Source organism: Okeanomitos corallinicola TIOX110 (assembly GCF_038050375.1).
GTDB classification, from domain to species: domain Bacteria; phylum Cyanobacteriota; class Cyanobacteriia; order Cyanobacteriales; family Nostocaceae; genus Okeanomitos; species Okeanomitos corallinicola.
This window is the reverse complement of record NZ_CP150886.1, coordinates 2,981,103-2,999,880: the sequence shown is the minus strand read 5'-3', so window position 1 is coordinate 2,999,880 and position 18,778 is coordinate 2,981,103. Positions and strand designations below refer to the sequence as shown.

14 protein-coding genes are annotated in these 18,778 nt (G+C 37.0%); 7 read left to right on the top strand and 7 right to left on the bottom strand.

What is annotated here, in order from left to right:
* Positions 1-70 precede the first annotated feature (70 nt).
* Positions 71-562, top strand: a complete 492-nt coding sequence (locus tag WJM97_RS12995; RefSeq protein WP_353929223.1) for a YajQ family cyclic di-GMP-binding protein — start codon at positions 71-73, stop codon at positions 560-562.
* A gap of 75 nt (positions 563-637) precedes the next feature.
* Here WJM97_RS12995 and WJM97_RS12990 read toward each other — a convergent pair whose 3' ends face one another.
* Complete coding sequence (locus WJM97_RS12990) at positions 638-1,102, bottom strand: hypothetical protein (protein WP_353929222.1); 465 nt, start codon at positions 1,100-1,102, stop codon at positions 638-640.
* Between the two features lie 370 nt (positions 1,103-1,472).
* Here WJM97_RS12990 and WJM97_RS12985 point away from each other — a divergent pair, with 370 nt between their 5' ends.
* Entirely contained in the window at positions 1,473-2,198 is a 726-nt protein-coding gene (locus WJM97_RS12985; protein ID WP_353929221.1) for a tetratricopeptide repeat protein, read from the top strand.
* A 251-nt stretch (positions 2,199-2,449) separates the two neighbouring features.
* Here the strand turns inward: WJM97_RS12985 and WJM97_RS12980 are convergent, their stop codons facing one another.
* Together WJM97_RS12980 and psaM are read right to left on the bottom strand one after the other, a co-directional pair.
* Entirely contained in the window at positions 2,450-2,860 is a 411-nt protein-coding gene (locus WJM97_RS12980) for a hypothetical protein (RefSeq protein WP_353929220.1), read from the bottom strand.
* Between the two features lie 269 nt (positions 2,861-3,129).
* The gene (gene psaM / locus WJM97_RS12975; RefSeq protein ID WP_353929219.1) at positions 3,130-3,228 is read right to left on the bottom strand and encodes a photosystem I reaction center subunit XII; all 99 of its coding nucleotides are present in this window, start codon (positions 3,226-3,228) and stop codon (positions 3,130-3,132) included.
* 180 nt (positions 3,229-3,408) lie between these two features.
* Between psaM and WJM97_RS12970 the strand changes: the two genes are divergently transcribed.
* The 3 genes from WJM97_RS12970 to WJM97_RS12960 are packed head-to-tail and all read left to right on the top strand — an operon-like array spanning position 3,409 to position 7,119.
* Complete coding sequence (locus WJM97_RS12970) at positions 3,409-4,656, top strand: FGGY-family carbohydrate kinase (protein WP_353929218.1); 1,248 nt, start codon at positions 3,409-3,411, stop codon at positions 4,654-4,656.
* Positions 4,653-6,854 (top strand): MASE1 domain-containing protein, encoded by a 2,202-nt coding sequence (locus WJM97_RS12965; protein ID WP_353929217.1) that lies wholly within the window; start codon positions 4,653-4,655, stop codon positions 6,852-6,854. The genes WJM97_RS12970 and WJM97_RS12965 overlap by 4 nt, the downstream gene beginning before the upstream one ends.
* Before the next feature lie 37 nt (positions 6,855-6,891).
* Positions 6,892-7,119, top strand: coding sequence for a DUF167 domain-containing protein (locus WJM97_RS12960; protein ID WP_353933166.1), 228 nt, complete (start codon positions 6,892-6,894; stop codon positions 7,117-7,119).
* Positions 7,120-7,207: 88 nt separating this feature from the next.
* Here WJM97_RS12960 and WJM97_RS12955 read toward each other — a convergent pair whose 3' ends face one another.
* Positions 7,208-8,725, bottom strand: a complete 1,518-nt coding sequence (locus WJM97_RS12955) for a HAMP domain-containing sensor histidine kinase (protein ID WP_353929216.1) — start codon at positions 8,723-8,725, stop codon at positions 7,208-7,210.
* 304 nt (positions 8,726-9,029) lie between these two features.
* Between WJM97_RS12955 and WJM97_RS12950 the strand changes: the two genes are divergently transcribed.
* Complete coding sequence (locus tag WJM97_RS12950; protein WP_353929215.1) at positions 9,030-11,024, top strand: AarF/ABC1/UbiB kinase family protein; 1,995 nt, start codon at positions 9,030-9,032, stop codon at positions 11,022-11,024.
* A gap of 64 nt (positions 11,025-11,088) precedes the next feature.
* On the opposite strand, the gene WJM97_RS12945 is transcribed toward WJM97_RS12950, so the two are convergent.
* The 3 genes from WJM97_RS12945 to ahcY form a co-directional block, all read right to left on the bottom strand.
* Positions 11,089-11,514, bottom strand: coding sequence for a hypothetical protein (locus WJM97_RS12945; RefSeq protein WP_353929214.1), 426 nt, complete (start codon positions 11,512-11,514; stop codon positions 11,089-11,091).
* A gap of 372 nt (positions 11,515-11,886) precedes the next feature.
* The gene (locus tag WJM97_RS12940; protein ID WP_353929213.1) at positions 11,887-14,919 is read right to left on the bottom strand and encodes a valine--tRNA ligase; all 3,033 of its coding nucleotides are present in this window, start codon (positions 14,917-14,919) and stop codon (positions 11,887-11,889) included.
* Between the two features lie 289 nt (positions 14,920-15,208).
* Positions 15,209-16,486 carry an adenosylhomocysteinase gene (gene ahcY, locus WJM97_RS12935; protein WP_353929212.1) on the bottom strand — a complete coding sequence of 426 codons (1,278 nt, stop codon included), beginning with the start codon at positions 16,484-16,486 and terminating at the stop codon, positions 15,209-15,211.
* A 621-nt stretch (positions 16,487-17,107) separates the two neighbouring features.
* On the opposite strand from ahcY, the gene WJM97_RS12930 reads away from it, so the two are divergent.
* Entirely contained in the window at positions 17,108-18,751 is a 1,644-nt protein-coding gene (locus tag WJM97_RS12930) for a mechanosensitive ion channel family protein (RefSeq protein ID WP_353929211.1), read from the top strand.
* Positions 18,752-18,778: the final 27 nt, after the last annotated feature.

Below are 18,778 nucleotides of genomic sequence, written 5' to 3'. Positions count from 1 at the left end.
GACAGAAAAGATTGTTACCAATGCCCCATAAACCATACCCAAATTCAACACACTACATTAATAATTTTCTATGGCTTCTAATTTTTCTTTTGATATTGTTAGCGACTTTGATCGTCAAGAATTAGTTAACGCAATTGATCAAGTGGTGCGCGACACCAAAAGCCGTTACGATCTCAAAGATACACAAACAACCGTCGAGTTAGGCGAAACAGCTATCACTATCAATACTGACAGTGATATGACTTTACAGGCTATACATGGCATACTGCGGGAAAAAGCAGCTAAACGCAACCTATCACAAAAAATCTTTGATTTTGGTAAAGTTGAATCTGCCAGCGGTAACAGGCTTCGTCAGGAAATCACACTCAAAAAAGGCATCAGTCAAGATATTGCCAAAGAAATTTCTAAATTGATTCGTGACGAATTTAAAAAGGTACAAGCTTCAATTCAAGGTGATGCTGTACGGGTAACCGCCAAAGCTAAAGATGATTTACAAGCAGTGATCCAGAAAGTTAAAGAAGGAGACTTTCCTGTAGCTCTACAATTCACGAATTATCGTTAATAGGGTTTTATGGTGCAGGGGTACAAAGGTGAAAAGGTGAATATATCTCCTCTCCTTCTACCTCCTGCATCTGGCCTAAAGAACTTGATGAGTGTGGGAATGTTGTTTAACGTTATCTTCCTTATTTACAACTCTGGCAGCATTTAATATCCGTTTCCGTTCTGTCGAATAATTCAAATTTGTTTTAGTTGTACCTACGGGTATCAATGCTTGTGCTGATGTACGACGTTTGTAAGTGCGGACTGCGGAAAATGCCCTGGTTAAGAATTCATCGGCAAACTGTGCCGAATCTGGGAAACCATCCGGTAATAAAAGCTGATCACCATTAAGAATAGATCCCAATGTGGTACCATAAACAAATTTATACGACGTGGGAATGCCTTTGACGATCGCTTCTAAAGCTGCCGAAGGAATAGGTTCTATGACCTCGATCTGATGTACTTCTCCATCTTCTTTATAAAAACACGTTGCTAGACCGATCACAATATAATCATCGGTTGTTAAATCTGAGGCGTTTGGATCAGAAATTTTGGTTGTCATCAGAAAATTTACTCAAAAATTTACTCAAAGTTTATATTTTAGGGTTAAGTTGTGATTAACGGTTGGTAATTGGGGAAAACTTTAATCGCTGCACTGTCAACTATCAACTGCTATGTATACATAACTTATTAACATTTTGTCTTAAATACCTAGGTATTTGGGAATATTCATAGTATTTTCTTCAGGAATCTGACTCAAGAGTGAAGTATATATTATTAGGTTTACGGCTTAATTGTTTAAGTAATTTAAATTAATTTTATTAAGCCCGGACTCCTGAATAAGTTAAATAGTGATTACACCACTATTTATTACTTATTACTAAAGAGACTATCACTTAATTTCACAGAGCAACAAGCTCAGGCAGGAATATATGGATTATTACTCCTTCTTAGGTTCTCGGACATCGAAAAATCCACTATACAAAGTCAATCATAAAATTACTGCATATACAAAAACAAGGGTGAAATACAAGAGTGAATCTTCAATCACATTAGATGAAGGCTTTTTACGGTCTTGTGCTTTAAAATTGGCTCATGAAGGAGATTATACAGAGGCGATCGCCTTATTGAATCAACTCATTGATACCCATCCCCAAAATCCTGCTGATTATAATAATCGCGGATTAATTTATTTTCAAAGTGGTGAACACCAAAAAGCTTTAAGTGACTACAACACAGCTATACAGTTAAATCCCCACTTAGCTAGTGTTTATAATAATCGCGCTAATTGTTATGCAGCTTGTGGAGAGTTATTAGCAGCACTTGTTGACTATGATCAGGCTTTAGACTTGAATCCGCGTTATGTTCGGGCTTGGATTAATAGAGGGATCACATTACGTGATTTAGGTGAATATAGCCCAGCAGTTGATAATTTTGAGATTGCCCTATTGTTTGGTCAACTGGAAGCTAATATTTGGGCTGAACGTGGCAGAACTTATCATTTGTGGGGTGATTGGAATTGTGCGATCGCAGATTACAACCGCGCTCTAAATAACATTAACTTTGTCAACAACAAGGATACATCTAGTTATCGGCTACAATTACAACTGGAAAGTTGGCTAGATGAATTACTCTTTACCCAAAACACAGACTGGTAAATTTTTGAAAATACAGAACCATGCAATCAGTTAAAAATTCACAAAAACAAGGATTGCAAAGTTTTTTAAAACTAGAATATTGTGGTAGTGTCCCTGGATCTCGAAATTTGTTAATAGATTGTAACTATATTACTAAGTGCATCTCTTCAAAATTTGGCTAGTCTACTGGTATCAATAAAAATTGATTTCCTATTTACACATAGATATAATCACTAATCTTATCAACAGATATTGATATTACGGTATTGATATTACGGTGTAGAATCTGATTCTTCAACACTTTTAATATCTGGATTAATTATGACTAACTGTCGCTTACCAGGCTCAAAACGGTAGGATTGCTCTTGTTTAATAGTATCAGCCTGGGTGGGATCAAAATTACGACTAAATTCTGATTTCAAATTACTGACACGTCCTTCCATTAACTTAACTTCTGTGCGAATTTCTCGCAGCTTATCCTGCTGTAACCAGTGATAAGGTAAAAGTTGTGATAAAGCGGATAAGGCAGCTGTGATAATAATCACATTAACCGTGATTTTGGCAGATGTTTCCATAGCCATAATTCGGTAAGAACGTTGACGAAGATGTTTTTTTGGTCTAGGGACAGGCCGATGTTGCTTTTCTGGTTGTAGCGTTGGTTGTAATGGTTGAAAGGCGTTCATGATGCTAAAAATAGCCTTACTAATTGAAGGGAAGCACTGTTAACAACTAACAAATGCCACTTGATACTTTATTTAGCTGCCATATTACTTCATTTCTGGCAAATTTCTCCAAGTATTCAATGCTAAAAAAATATACCTGGCATACGCAAGTACATTTTTTCTAGATTTTTATGGCTTTAAGTCCCAAAATCTTAGGAATTGTACCGCGTATATCCAGGATTATCTGAGCCAATTACCCCCTTGGCTGGAAATGGGGGATGGCCTTAACTCTAGGAGTTGTAAAGTTCAGTAACTAAACGCCAAGCAAGAATTCCTGGAATTAAGGCTACAACTAGAGCAATGTACACTTGGGTATCAGATATGTTCATGGAAAAACTCCTAAAATCAGAGGAAATAAATAACCTTCGTTTACTACTTTTCCTTGTTTTATCAAAATTGGGGAATATCTTGTTACAAGATGCAACAAAAACATGATGGGTAATTGGTAATTGGTAAAAATCTTTTTCACCCCACCGCCCCATCTTCTTCTGAATCCTTTGACAACTCTTATGAACTACTTAGGTATTGATTTTGGTACATCTGGCGCACGGGCTATAGTCATTGATGAACAAGGCCAGATTGTCACGCAAACGCGTCATCTTTGGGCAAATAGTAAAAATTGGATTGAATGCTGGCAAACAGCATTATGGAGTCTTTTAGAGGGGATTTCCCTGGAATTGCGTTCACAAATTGAGGCGATCGCTATCAATGGAACTTCCTCTACAATTTTGCTCACAGATGCCACTGGTCAACCCGTGGATGCTCCCCTACTTTATAACGATGCACGGGGATCAACTGTGATCAAGGATTTGCACAACATTGCTCCTCCTCACCATACCGTACTTAGTGCTACTTCTAGCTTGGCTAAACTGCTCTGGATGCAGCAATTACCTACTTTTAGTCAAGCCCGATATTTATTACATCAAGCTGATTGGTTAGCATTTTTACTCCATGGTCAATTAGGTATTAGTGATTACCACAACGCCTTAAAATTGGGTTATGACGTGGAAAAGTTGGAATATCCAAAATGGTTAGAAAATCTACAAATTCCCATTAAATTACCCCAAGTTTTAACCCCAGGTACTCCTATTAGGGAAATCAAACCAGAAATCGCTGCTAGATTTGGTTTCAAGCGTGATTGCTGGGTATGTGCAGGAACAACAGATAGCATTGCTGCTTTTTTGGCCAGTGGGGCAAAATTACCAGGAGAAGCAGTCACTTCTTTGGGTTCAACTTTGGTATTAAAACTTTTAAGTCGTACCCGTGTAGAAGATTCCCAGTATGGAATTTACAGCCATCGTTTAGGTGACTTATGGTTAACAGGAGGAGCTTCTAATACTGGAGGTGCTATATTAAGGGAATTTTTTACTGATCAAGAATTAATAACATTAAGCCAAGAAATTGATTTATCAAAAGCCAGTAAATTAAATTACTATCCCTTACTCAAGGAAGGCGATCGCTTTCCCATTAATGATCCCCAATTACCGCCAAGACTAGAACCTCGGCCAGATGATCCCAAAGAATTTTTACACGGCTTATTAGCCAGTATGGCAAGAATAGAAGCACAAGGATATGACTTATTGCAAAAACTGGGAGCAGATCAACTAACCTCCGTGTATACCGCAGGTGGTGGGGCAGCAAACCCTACGTGGACTGCTATTAGACAAAAATATTTACAAGTACCTGTTTTTACCTCAGAGAACACGGAAGCAGCTTATGGAACTGCGCTTTTAGCAATGCAAAGTTTAAACCAATGAATTCTAGGTCAAAACGAATTGTTATGCGTATGGGGTGGATGGTAGTTTTAGCCCTGGTTTACTACCACACCTCACAATTTTCCCGAATTTTAACTGCTACTCCTCAAGATGTAACACCAGTTTGGCCACCTGACGGTTTAGCAACAGCAGCAACTTTATTTTTTGGGTATTGGATCTGGCCAGGGATATTTTTTGGGTCATTTTTAGCTAATCTTTGGGCATTTATCAACACCAATAATTCTATTACTTTTATTTTCTCAATTTTACAGGTTTTAGGTATTGCTGGAGGTACAACTTTAGGAACTATATTAGGTACTTTTTTACTACGGAAATCTATTAATAATACCTACCCATTAAAACGCCTGAGTGATGTGATCAAATTATTAGTTTTCACAGGGATGATTGGACCAATGGTAAATGCAACTGTGGGAATTACAGCTTTAACATTAGGAGGAAAAATATCCATAAGTTCATATCCACACACTTGGTTAACTTGGTGGATATCTAATGTAGCAGGAATATTGATCTTTACTCCTGCATTGTTAACCTGGGGAGAATATATTAAAAATAATTTGCGTTTTAGAAGAACAAAGACTCAATTCTTATTCAATAAACTAAATATTTGGCAAATTGCTGAAATCATATTATTACTATTAATTGTAATTAGCATCTGTAAAACAGCCTTTTGGAGTAGATATACTTTTTCTTTAGAGTATATGATAATTCCCTGTTTACTTTGGGCTGTATTTAGATTGGGAGAACTCGGTTCTAATAGCTTAATTGTAATTATTGCCTCAATTGCAGTTTTGGGTACAGTGAGAGAATTAGGTACATTTGCCCGTGAAAACTTAAATGAATCCTTAATATTATTACAATATTTTATTGGGGTAGTTGTATTAACAACATTAATATTAAATGCTATTTTATCAGAAAAACAGCAGGCTATAGCAATATTAAAAACATCACAAAGGCAATTATTAGATAATTCCTTACAATTAACTCACCAAAATATAGAATTAGCAGTAGCAAAGCGGGATGCTGTAGCTGCTAACCATGCTAAAAGTGAATTTTTAACAAACATGAGTCATGAACTCCGCACACCACTAAATGGTATTTTAGGAATTACTCAAGTTTTTCACAACTCTCCCAAATTAACAGCACAAGAAAAAGAAGATATTGCAATTATTCAGCAGTCAGGTTTACATTTACTAACTTTAATCAATGATATTCTTGATATTTCTAAAATAGAAGCTGGCAAAATGGAGTTAGAATATAAAAATTTTAAGCTCCTAATTTTCCTGAAAGAAATAGTAGAAATTTGTCGTAACTCTTTAGGAAATAGAATTTTCTGTTTTAACTATCAATTCAGTCCTGAATTACCGATAATTATCAACACTGATGAGAAAAGATTACGGCAAGTTTTACTTAATTTATTAGGGAATGCGATTAAATTCACCACCAATGGAGAAGTATTATTTGTAGTAGATATAGTTAATCAAGTTAAAAAAGATGATTCAATTAGTTTTACTAAACTTAAATTTGAAATTATAGATACTGGTGTAGGTATTCCACCTGAAAAATTGACAAATATATTTTTACCTTTTGAACAGGTAGGAGAAACTAGATTAAAATCCCAAGGTACAGGATTAGGTTTAGCAATTAGTCAAAGAATAGTGAATATGATGGGTAGTAAAATTCAAGTCAGTAGCGAATTAGGCAAAGGTAGTAATTTCAGTTTTGAGCTTGACTTAGAAACTACTTCAAAATATGATAATAAGGAAAATACGAATCCAAATTATAATATTTCTCAAAAATTACCTTTAAATATTTTGGTAGCTGAAGATAATCTTATCAATCAAAAAATCGCTAGAAAACTATTTAAAAAATTGGGTTATGATATAGATATTGCTATTAGTGGATACAAAGTTTTAGAATCTTTAGAAACACATATTTACGATGTGGTTTTTATGGATATACAAATGCCAGAAATGGATGGAATGGAAGCCACAAGAGAAATTTATCAGAGATGGGGTAAAAATCGTCCTTATATTATTGCCATGACTGCTAATGCAATGACAGGAGATAAAGAAAAGTGTATAGCTGCGGGTATGGATGATTATATTTCTAAACCTGTGAAAATAGAGTTTATTTCCCAAGCAATTCAAATCATGCAGGAAAAAAGACAGATGTATTCATAATTATGATTTGCTTCTATGCAGCTATTAAAAAATGATCATACAAAAAAAAGTAAAAGTAAAACCAAATTCTAAACAGCAGAAAATTATAGAACAGGAAGATGGTAGTTTAATAGTAAACTTGAAATCACCACCAGTTGATGGTAAAGCTAATGAAGAATTAATTAAAATGTTAGCAAAAAAATTCAATGTACCTAAATCATCTATTAGAATTAAATCGGGTTTATCATCTCGACAAAAGTTAGTTGAAATTGATGATATTGGATGACAGTTACATCATTAGCGGGCAAGATCCCACCCCACAAGATTTTAGTGATTTATGTTTGAACTTCATTGACATGAAATCTACTATAAAATTAAGAAATTTTTATTTTCTGTTGACAACTAACTTCTAGGGGTAGAAATATCGTTAAAACTTCCCCATATTGTTGATTTTGACGGACAATTAACTTACCACCAATAGCTTGAAATAAATGCTTAGTGGCAGAAATATTTAAACTAATAGTTCCTGTTTCTGGTTGGAGAACTAACAATTGACCCAAGGATTTACGAATTGGTAAGTTAAAATCTCTAGTTGTATCTTGACAATATAATTGTGGTGATAATTGTAATTTTAATTGATCACCTGCGGGGATAACTTGAACTTGAATAGAACTCCCAGGAGGTAAGCTACGGGTAAAATTTTCCATTAAACCAGTGAGTACCCGGTCTAACATATTCGGGTTACTAACTACTGTGGGTAATTGCTGGGGTAAAGCCACATCTAAAGTTAAATTCCGCCGCTTTGCTGCTTGTTGCCAACGGGGAATACTTTGTTGTAAAACTTGATCCAAAGACATCGGTGTTAATTGAGTATTCGCTGTCTTTGTTGATGTAGAAGTTTCTAATTCTGCGGCTTTAAATAATAACTCCATTCTGTCAATTTGCTCAGTACATTCATGATCAATAACTTGTAAACGGTTAATAACAGTAGTGGGTAAATCTCGACGTTTAAGTAGTAATTTGGTTAAAGTGCGAATAGTTGCCAAAGGTGTGCGAACTTCGTGGGCAAAAGCTTGTAATAACTCCACATCAGGGCGATAATTAGGTTTTGCTGAGGGAGAAACATGATGAGAGGAAGAGGTAGATGTGGAAAAATTGTGTATAACTTTATCTGTCTCTGGTTCTGGTAATTCTTGTAATAAAAATTGGCTAAATTCAATAATAGTTTGATAGTTAGGTAAACTAGAAGAGTATTTTGTCACTAACTCATCTAAATTAGCAAATAAATCTGGATTAGTTAAAACTACCCTTGCACCTAAAGCTTGCCAAGCTTGTTGTACCACCTCTGGTTCAAAAGAAAATAAAAATTCCTTTTTACCATTTTGGTTGGTTGACAAAACTAAAACCAATCTAAATTTTTCTGTAAATACTAAACAAAACTGCTCTGTTCCCAAAGGATCAGTAGTTAATAAAGGTAAAATAGATTTTTCTGAATTAATTTGATTTTCTGTGTAGATATTATCTGTAATTTTTTCTGTAATTTTTGCAGCGTCTTGCAGATTGGATATTACCTGATTTCCTATACTTTGCGCCATTCTCGGTGAGATATGAAAAGGCATCAAAGCCAACGGATTAAAGGGTTTAGCTGTAAAAGTAACTGTTCGTAAATTTTGGGTTAATTGTGGCTGACTAAATAAAGGTGCTGGTGCAGTTAAAACCAAAGCTTGAGTTTTGTCAGTGGTGATTGGCGCTAAGGTTTTGAGTAAAAGATGTTCTGTTGCTGCCAAACTAATACGCCATTGTTGTTCTGCTTTGGCAGATGAACAATCAGCCATATTGGCTTGGCTTGTAGCTAAAACTTCTCTTAGACTTGGCAATATCCATTCGTACACAGGTTTTCACCCCTTAATTAACGAGCATCTAACAGCAGGTAAAATAAACATTGAACTATACACCTATGAGAGTATAGTCTTTTGTATATTAGCGGCAGTGGTAGAACCGAACAATTAAGGCGCAATTTCCCCTTTAATGAGAAATGTCACGCAAGCTATAGACGTTAACTGAATGCTGAACTGAAATCTAAAATTCAAAAATCATACAGGATAGATTATTCCCCCCTGTTTTTAAACTTGCCTAGCGGCATTCGCAACATATTGTTACAATAGTTAACAGTTCATCTCATTGGTGGCCTTTTGAATGATAGTTAAGACACTTCCCCCTAGTTCTCGATCTACTGCGGAGGACAGTCGCGGAAACGAGTTGTCCTTAATTGAAGTAGTACCAGAAAATGGTGCAGAAACCTTGGTGAGCAAATCCGCAGAACCATCTGCGAGGCGTAAATCACCATTATCAGCCGCAACTGAACCAGAATCAATAGATTACGATCCACAAAAAATCCAAACCCATTATCAAAATCGGCCTTTTCAGGTTTTACAGCGAATTTTGGCAGTTTTACGGCCAACCCTGTCCTATCTTTTAGGAGTTTGGTGGGATGGAAAGCGAGGAATTGCTGTTAAAGATAATCTGCGGCGGGCAGTTCAATTAAGAGAATTACTGACACGATTGGGACCAGCTTATATAAAAATTGGTCAAGCATTATCTACCAGGCCAGATTTAGTACCACCAGTATGTTTAGAAGAATTAACTAAACTGCAAGATCAATTACCTGCTTTTCCTAATGAAATTGCTTACCAATTTATTGAGGAAGAATTAGGAGGTACACCAGAGGAAATTTACGCGGAACTTTCCCCCCAACCAATTGCGGCAGCTTCTTTAGGACAAGTATATAAAGGTAAGCTGAAAAATGGTGAAGAAGTCGCTGTCAAAATACAGCGTCCAGATTTGCGAGAACGCATCACCATAGATTTATATATTTTACGCAACTTAGCCGGATGGGTGCAAAAAAACTTTAAACGGGTAAGAAGTGATTTAGTTGGGATTTTAGATGAATTAGGCGATCGCATTTTTGAAGAAATGGACTACATCCATGAAGGGGAAAATGCCGAACGCTTTTTTGAGTTATATGGACATATTCAAGATATATATGTACCCAAAATTTATTGGGAATATACAAACCGTCGTGTGTTAACGATGGAATGGATCAACGGTATTAAATTAACTCAAAGCAAGGAAATTAAAGAACTGGGAATAGATGCCCGTTATTTAATCGAGGTAGGAGTTCAATGTTCCCTGCGTCAATTATTAGAACATGGTTTTTTCCACGCTGATCCTCATCCTGGCAATTTATTAGCTACTTTGGATGGCAAATTAGCTTATCTCGACTTCGGCATGATGAGCGAAATTAAACCACCACAACGCTATGGTTTAATTGAAGCTATTGTTCACGTTGTTAACAGAGACTTTGATTTATTAACAGAAGATTACGTCAAACTAGAATTTCTTTCCCCAGAAACAGATTTAACACCAATTATTCCGGCATTTGCTAAAGTATTTGCCAATGCCCAAGGTGCAAGTGTTGCAGAACTAAACATTAAAAGCATCACCGATGATTTATCAGCATTAATGTATGAGTATCCTTTCCGTGTACCGCCATACTATGCGCTAATAATTCGTTCTTTGGTGACTTTGGAAGGTATCGCCATTTATATCGATCCCAACTTCAAAGTGCTGAGTGAAGCCTATCCTTATGTTTCCAAACGTCTGCTAACTGATCCATCTCATGAATTAAGAACTTCATTACAAGAGTTGTTATTTAAAGATGGTAAATTCCGCTGGAATCGTCTAGAAAACCTACTTAAAAATGCTCGCAATAGTCAAGATTATGACCTGAGCTTAGTCATGAATCAAACCCTAGATTTTCTATCTTCTCAACGGGGTGAATTTATTCGAGATAGATTAGTTGATGAATTTTTAAATGGACTAGATGCAGTTAGTAAAAATGTCTTGCACAATTTCACCTATTTACTGCGGGAAAGAGTAGGTATCACCGCAATTAATGAAATGCCTGGTGCAACCGCTGAACAACAACAAACCCTAGAATATATCAAACGAATTGCAGGTATTCTCAGAGAAACTAGAGGTTTTGATCCTGCTAAAATTGCCCCCCAACTAGCTGAGATTATTGTTAATCCCAGAGTCCATAACTTAGGACAACAACTTGCTGGACGCTTTACACAAAAAGCTTTAACTAGGGTAATTCGTCAAGTATTAGCAGGAGAAGAAATTAAGTAATTGCTGACAGGTGACAGGTGACAGGTAACAGATATAAGAGATTACCTATTACCTATTCTCTGTTTTAGGAACTATGATTATTTTGTTCACGGTTAAGACTTTCTTCTAAAGCTTGAATTTGTTCCCGTCTTGCTTCTAATTCCAAAGTACGACGGGCTATATCTTGATTTTGTAAAGTTAAAATTTGTCGCCACTGTTCTGCATTTTCAGCTTCTTGTTTTAAAAATTCCGGTGTAACACCAGTTGAGAGGTAAGTTTGCACTAAATCAACTATCCAACTGGTAGCATCTTCAATTCTTTCTATATCTCCTGTGGGGGAAAGTTCTACTAAAACCATCATTTTTTCATTCATGATGTGTTCTTTTCCCAAAAGAATAAATGTCTCTTCAGAAATTGTTGACCATAAATATTCATCTTCCTTAATTGCCAACAGACGTAATTGATACTGTTTTAAAAAATCGTTTTTATGTACTTGGGCTAAATATTGCATAATCATTCAAAACTAGATAATAGGTAATAGGTAATAGGTAATAGGTAATAGGTAATAGGTAATAGGTAATAGGTAATATAGGAATAATATTTGATTCTTGAAAAGATACGTAGGGTGCGTAAAGCCCTTGCGGGCATGGCTTCGCTTAGAGTGATAGCGTAACGCACCAAACCCTTGATAATGGTGCGTTACGAACTCCGTTCTAACACACCCTACAATACCTAATTTTGTATGGCTACGCCACGCAAGCTATCAAAATTCAAATAGGAGTCCTATAGGTAATAGGTAATAGGTAATAGGTAATAGGTAATCTCTTACGTCTTTAACCTGTAACCAGTCACCTGTAACCTGTAACCTATCACCTGTCACCTGTTATAAAGTACCAAGACGTTCCTGTAAAATTTCCGCTTGTTTTTGGGCTTCTGCTAAAGCATCTCTGGTAGTTTGTACCACATCGGCGGGGGCTTTATCTACAAAGTTGGAATTACTTAATCTTCCACTTAAAGATTTTACTTCTGCTTCTACTTTACTCAAACTTTTTTCCAGTTTGGCACGTAAAACCTCAACATCAACTACTCCAGTTAAAGGAATAACTATCTGAACTGTACCCACAACACCAGCAATGGAATTTTCTTTTTCTTTCTCTTCGGTTACAGCAGTTTCTATTTCTGCTTCTTTCGTTTCTTCCTCTGCTGGTAAATATTTGGCAAATATTTCTTGTCTGGCTTTGGCATTTAATAAATAGCGGACAATAAACCAACCTGCATAAGCTAAACCTACCAGTTCAAAGAATGTTCCAAAAATTGGCAACCGCAGAGATGTATTCCCCACAAACACAGCTACTCTCACAGTAATTAAAGCGGAAATAACTACAAAAATTGTCAAGAATGTCCGCCAGTATATACTGTTAAAAAGTAAATTGATTTTTGGTTTTTCTTCTACAGTAATTTCAGGAGTTTGAATAGTTAAGGTTTCTACTTTAGCTAAATCTTTAATATAAGACTCAGCAAGTGTGAGAATTGACCTTTCTTTTTCACTTTCACTTTGCAAATTAGCGGTGATTTTTACACCCGGTTTGACATCAGCTTCGGCGCGTAAGTTACGAATGGTGCGGATAGTACCAATTAACAAATCAAATTGTGTTTCTAAATCAGCATCAATTAACTTATTATCCGCTTCTGGATAACTTTGTAAGGCTAAACATTGAGGATTTTCTGCTGGTTGTTGGGTAAGAGTTTGCCAAATTTCTTCGGTAATATGGGGCATGAAAGGATGTAATAATTTTAAGATGCCTTCCAATATTTCCGCAATAATTTGTTGGGCTACTTTGCGAGATGCGGGTTCTGCGTCTTTCTGTAATCTGGATTTGACTAATTCAATATACCAGTCACAGAAGTCACCCCAAATAAACTCATAAAGTCCTTTTGCTGCTTCTCCAAAACTATAATTATCAAAGTAATTATTTGTTTGTTTAATTACTTGATGATAACGGGAGATAATCCATTTATCACTGAGTTCTGTTGGTTTCGCTTTACCTAATTTTTCTGGTGTTTGCCCATCCAAATTCATCATTACAAATCGGGCAGCATTCCAGATTTTATTGGCAAAATTTCGGGATGCTTCTACGGAAATAGATTCATCTTTTTTACGATCATATTCTAAGCGAATATCTTGACCAGCACCGACTACTTCTTTAACTAAGGTATAGCGGAGGGCATCAGTTCCATATTTATCAATCAACAATAATGGGTCAATACCATTGTTTGCTGATTTGGACATTTTCTTATTATTTTCATCCCTGACTAAACCATGAATATAAACATTTTTGAAGGGCATTTTACCAGTGAAATGTCCAGCCATCATGGTCATTCTCGCTACCCAGAAAAAGATAATATCAAATCCTGCAACTAGGGTAGCGGTGGGATAGTAGGTTTCTAAGTCTTTGGTTTGTTCTGGCCAACCTAAAGTTGAGAAAGGCCATAAACCAGAGGAAAACCAAGTATCTAATACGTCGGGGTCTTGTTCTAATTTGACTTCTTCGCCAAATTGTGATTTGGCTTTTTCTAAGGCTTCGGCTTCATTTCTAGCGACAAAATGGGGTGTGGTGTCGGTAATTTCGCCGTTGGTTTCACTGACTGCATACCAAGCGGGGATTTGATGACCCCACCATAACTGACGGGAAATACACCAGTCACGCAGATTTACTAACCAGTCACGGTAAACCTTTCGCCAGCGTTCAGGGACAAATTCGGGGGAACTTTGGTTATCGAGGAAATCGAGGGTTTTATCCGCGAGGGGGCGAATTTTCACGAACCACTGGGTAGATAATAGAGGTTCAACGGGGACTTTGCCGCGATCGCTATAGGGTACTGTATGTTTATAGTCTTCTATTTTTACCAGTACGCTATCTGCTTCTAAGCGAGCAATGACATTTTTTCTGGCAACAAAGCGGTCTTGTCCTTGGAACTCACCCGCATTTTCGTTTAATGTGCCGTCTTTGTTCATGATATTGATAAACGGCAAATTATGACGCTTACCCATTTCAAAGTCGTTAGGATCATGGGCTGGTGTAACTTTTACACAACCTGTACCGAAGGTAGGATCAACTAATTCATCACCAATAATCGGTATTTCCCGGTTCATGATGGGGAGGGTAAGAGTTTTACCAATTAAATGTTTATACCTGTCATCCTCCGGGTTTACCGCAACACCAGTATCACCTAACATGGTTTCAGGTCGAGTTGTAGCCACTTCCACAAAACCAGAACCATCACTGAGAGGATAACGGAAGTGCCAAAGATTACCATTAACTTCCTTGGGTTCAACTTCCAAATCAGACACCGCAGACTGGGAAGCGGGACACCAGTTAACTAAATAATTACCTCTGTAAATTAGACCTTCATCATAAAGACGATTAAATGCTTCTAAAACAGCTTTTGATAAACCTTCATCTAATGTGAAGCGTTCCCGTGACCAGTCAACGGAAACACCCAAACGGCGTAATTGATTGACAATTGTCCCACCTGATTCAGCTTTCCATTCCCAAGCCTTTTCTAAGAATTTTTCCCTACCTATATCGTAGCGAGTTTTACCTTCGGCTTTGAGTTGTTTTTCCAAAATGGTTTGGACTGCAATACTGGCGTGGTCAGTACCGGGTAGCCACAGGGTGTTACGTCCCTTCATGCGTTGGTAACGTACCAGGGAATCAATTAATGCACCCTCAAAAGCGTGACCCATGTGCAAACGGCCGGTCACATTAGGGGGAGGAATAACAATACAGTAGGGTTCACCGGCATGGTCGGGGTCTGCTTTGTAGACTTGGTTGTCTTCCCAGAATTTTTGCCATTTGGCTTCTGTGGAGAAGGGTTCGTAGAGACTGGGGAGATTTGGTATAGTTGCAGTCATACTGGGAATAATCAGTTTTTGAGGACTCTGATCAATTTTGCCATAAGGTTGGAGAGGATTTGATAGGTGACAGGCATTGGTAACAGTGTGAAAAATCTGAATGCTTCAGAACTCAGGTAAGCTGCTGTGCATTTAATTTGTATAAGTCTAGCGGGCAATATGCCTACACCACAAGACTTAACTATTATAGGATTATAAACTTTAGCTCTCTCTGCGTCTGGAGCGGTTCGTTCAAAAAAAGGGGATAAGCAAAAAGCCCATCCCCTCAAAAAATCAATTAATCAAAGTATTAAGTTCCAGACTGCCAAGAATTGATGTAATCAATTTGATCTGCTGTCAAACTATCAATATTGATCTTCATTGCTTGTAACTTCAAACGAGCAATTTCTTGATCAACTTCGGTAGGAATAGAATATAAACCGGGTTCTAACTTACCTTTGTTTTTCACCAAGTATTCAACAGCTAAAGCTTGGTTAGCAAAACTCATATCCATAACCGCGCTAGGATGTCCTTCCGCAGCAGCTAGGTTAACTAAACGACCTTCACCCAATACAATTACAGATTTACCACTGTTGAGGATGTATTGCTCAGTGAAAGGACGAACGGTTTTAACTTCTTTAGTTTTGGTGCGTAATGTTTTTAGGTCTAACTCAATATCAAAGTGACCAGAGTTACAAACGATCGCACCGTCTTTCATGACATCGAAGTGTTCACCACGGATGACGTGCTTGTTACCAGTTACAGTAACGAAGATATCACCATGAGCAGCAGCTTCAGCCATAGGTAACACACGGAAACCATCCATTACAGCTTCAATAGCTTTAATAGGATCAATTTCGGTCACGATAACGTTTGCACCCATACCACTAGCGCGTAAAGCTGTACCCTTACCACACCAGCCATAACCAGCTACAACAACGGTCTTACCAGCCAGCAAAATGTTTGTAGCGCGGATGATGCCGTCTAAGGTAGATTGACCAGTACCGTAGCGGTTATCAAAGAAGTGCTTGGTATCTGCATCGTTAACGTTCATCGCGGGGAAGGTTAACACGCCGTCGTTTAACATAGCGCGTAAACGCACAATACCAGTGGTGGTTTCTTCGGTTGTACCGATTAAATCAGATAATTGATGTTGACGGTTTTTCACCAAGTCAGCAACTACGTCACTACCATCATCAATGATCACATTGGGGCGGTGATCTAAAGCAATTTGTACGTGACGGTTATAGGTTTCTGCGTCTTCACCTTTGATAGCGAAAACGGGAATTTCGTAATCAGTGACTAAGCAAGCAGCTACGTCATCTTGAGTAGATAGGGGGTTACTTGCAATCAAAATTGCATCAGCACCACCAGCTTTTAAGGCGATCGCCAAATGTGCTGTTTCAGTGGTAACGTGAGCGCAAGCAACAAGGCGTAATCCTGCAAATGGCTTTTCTTTCTCAAAGCGATCGCGGATTTGCTTTAATACGGGCATTTCCCGGCCAGCCCAGTCAATCCGTTGTCTTCCCAAGGGAGCGAGGGCGAGGTCTTTAACCTCGTGCTTTAATCTGGGAGTAGTTGCGGTCATTTAAATTGTCCTCTAGAAAACAAGAAGGTCTGAAAACCCTTACGTACTTTAACAAAGTTTGCTCACACCTGGCAATTTTTAGCTACAATTACCCTGCAATCAGTAACTGAGCATGAAAACAAAAACAGAACACTCTACTACACTCTGTTTTGATTAGACTTTCTTACAATTACAAGTATACAAACTACTAATTACTCTATTTGTTGCTATAAATATATTTTATCCATTTCTGGAAATCTGAGTTTATTATTGAGTCCGTGTTTAAAGTAGCTCACACTGAACTGTACATCTAAAATTTTATTTACATATACTGAATTTTTTATATTAAAACTTAGACCTGTTCAGAAATTTAAATCATCATTGTCTATTCATATACAAATACTTATCCTCATATTTCATACTCAATTTGACTAAGGTACACATTTCGTAATATGTATGGTATGTTTTGGAAAAACAAAGACTATGTTTGTTGAAGAAGAAACATAGAATTGAAACTGTCACCTAATTTGGATATATATCAAGTTAAGTCTATCAAACAAAATATCACTTGCTAGTAAACAAATTTTAAAATACCAGTTTGTTAACCATCCAAGAAAACATTAACATCAAGGAGGTTTTTGAGTGCGTTTAAAATTTTTGGCTATCACAGGTTCAATAGCTCTAGCAGTCATTTCTGTACCAAAAGCTACAGCCCAGATACCTCTCCTACCTTACTTACCAACTCCCAATAATGTAAATAATGGTGCTGAAGATATAACAACTTCTGAATGGATTTATTTAGATGGTCGTCCCCTGTTTCAGATAGCTGGTTCAAAAAATAGTATCATCCCACGAGCGCAAAGTATCCAACTGAATTTACAAGAAATTAGTAACAATTACTTTCAATTATCTGAGAAAAAACTAAAATCACAAATTCGCACAGTTAATGATTTACCAGTAATTTATATCAATGGTAAATATCTAATGACTGTAAATTCACTGGATGCAAGACTACGTAATTTAGATCCAGAAACATTAGCTAATCAAATTACGGCAAATTTACAGCAAGAGTTAGAAAAAGCAAAATCAGAACGACAGACTCCTGCTTTGATATTTCAGGGAAAAATTGCAGGGGTTCTAACAGTAACCATGGTTTTATTAAGCTTGTTTATATATCGTCATCAAAGACATTTACACAAGCAAAAAATAGAAGCAATTGATTTAAACGAAGAAACAGACCAAACCATTACTACCCAATTAGATCAACAGCAAAATGAGCATTTAACAGAAGTCAAAAAAATCTTCTTCCAATTGACACAAACCGGAATTTGGGCTGGTGGTAGTTTTATAATTTTAGGACTATTTCCTTACACACGGGCTTTACAACTGGCAATTCTTGCAGCTGCTCAAATTCCTTTTAAAGTAGGCGTTGTCATACTAGGAACTTATGTGGTTGTTTACATTAGTTATGCTCTCATTGATCGCTTAACAAAAACTCTCATTAGTGGTGGTTTTTTATTAAACTCAGAAGCTTCAGAACGGATGCAATTGAGAGTTTCCACATTTTCTGGTGTCACTAAAAGTATCACTACCCTAATTTGCATAGGAGTAGGAATTTTAATTGCCTTAGTTGCCTTGGGAATAGATATAGTTCCTTTATTAGCAGGTGCAGGTTTAATAGGTGTAGCCGTATCTCTTGCTTCTCAAAACTTAATTAAAGATGCTATAAATGGGTTTTTAATTATCCTCGAAGATCAATATGCTTTGGGTGATGTGATAGTAGTTGGAGATGTGGGTGGTTTAGTAGAAAACCTCAATCTCCGCATGACTCAAGTTAGGGATGCAGAAGGAAGATTAATTACAATTCCTAACAGTGAAATTAAAGTAGTAGCAAATCTTTCTAGTCGTTGGTCACGGGCTGATTTAACTATACCAGTTTCCTATCAGACAAACATTGATCGAGCTTTGCAATTGATCAAAGATGTAGCTAATGAGATGAACCAAGAACCACTTTGGCAACGTCAAATTATAGACCAGCCAAGTATTTTAGGAATTGATAATTTTGGCGATCGCGGGATGATGATTCGTGTGTGGATCAAAACTCAACCACTCAAACAATGGGATGTGGCCAGAGAATATCGTCGTCGTTTGAAAATTACCTTTGATCAAATGGGTATCAATATTCCCGTACATCAACACTCAATTTGGGTTAATGATGCTCAATTTTTCAGTCCCCAAAATAATGGTACAACTCTGAATTCTTCAGAAGTTAATAATCAGGAATAATAATCCTATTAATCCCAGATACATATA

Excerpts from the sequence above, each read along its gene's own strand:
- WJM97_RS12965 (WP_353929217.1), top strand. The coding sequence starts at position 4,653 with ATGAATTCTAGGTCAAAACGAATTGTTATGCGTATGGGGTGGATGGTA.
- WJM97_RS12945 (WP_353929214.1), bottom strand. The coding sequence starts at position 11,514 with ATGCAATATTTAGCCCAAGTACATAAAAACGATTTTTTAAAACAGTAT.
- WJM97_RS12990 (WP_353929222.1), bottom strand. The coding sequence starts at position 1,102 with ATGACAACCAAAATTTCTGATCCAAACGCCTCAGATTTAACAACCGAT.
- WJM97_RS12940 (WP_353929213.1), bottom strand. The coding sequence starts at position 14,919 with ATGACTGCAACTATACCAAATCTCCCCAGTCTCTACGAACCCTTCTCC.
- WJM97_RS12985 (WP_353929221.1), top strand. The coding sequence starts at position 1,473 with ATGGATTATTACTCCTTCTTAGGTTCTCGGACATCGAAAAATCCACTA.
- ahcY (WP_353929212.1), bottom strand. The coding sequence starts at position 16,486 with ATGACCGCAACTACTCCCAGATTAAAGCACGAGGTTAAAGACCTCGCC.
- WJM97_RS12950 (WP_353929215.1), top strand. The coding sequence starts at position 9,030 with ATGATAGTTAAGACACTTCCCCCTAGTTCTCGATCTACTGCGGAGGAC.
- WJM97_RS12995 (WP_353929223.1), top strand. The coding sequence starts at position 71 with ATGGCTTCTAATTTTTCTTTTGATATTGTTAGCGACTTTGATCGTCAA.
- WJM97_RS12980 (WP_353929220.1), bottom strand. The coding sequence starts at position 2,860 with ATGAACGCCTTTCAACCATTACAACCAACGCTACAACCAGAAAAGCAA.
- psaM (WP_353929219.1), bottom strand. The coding sequence starts at position 3,228 with ATGAACATATCTGATACCCAAGTGTACATTGCTCTAGTTGTAGCCTTA.
- WJM97_RS12970 (WP_353929218.1), top strand. The coding sequence starts at position 3,409 with ATGAACTACTTAGGTATTGATTTTGGTACATCTGGCGCACGGGCTATA.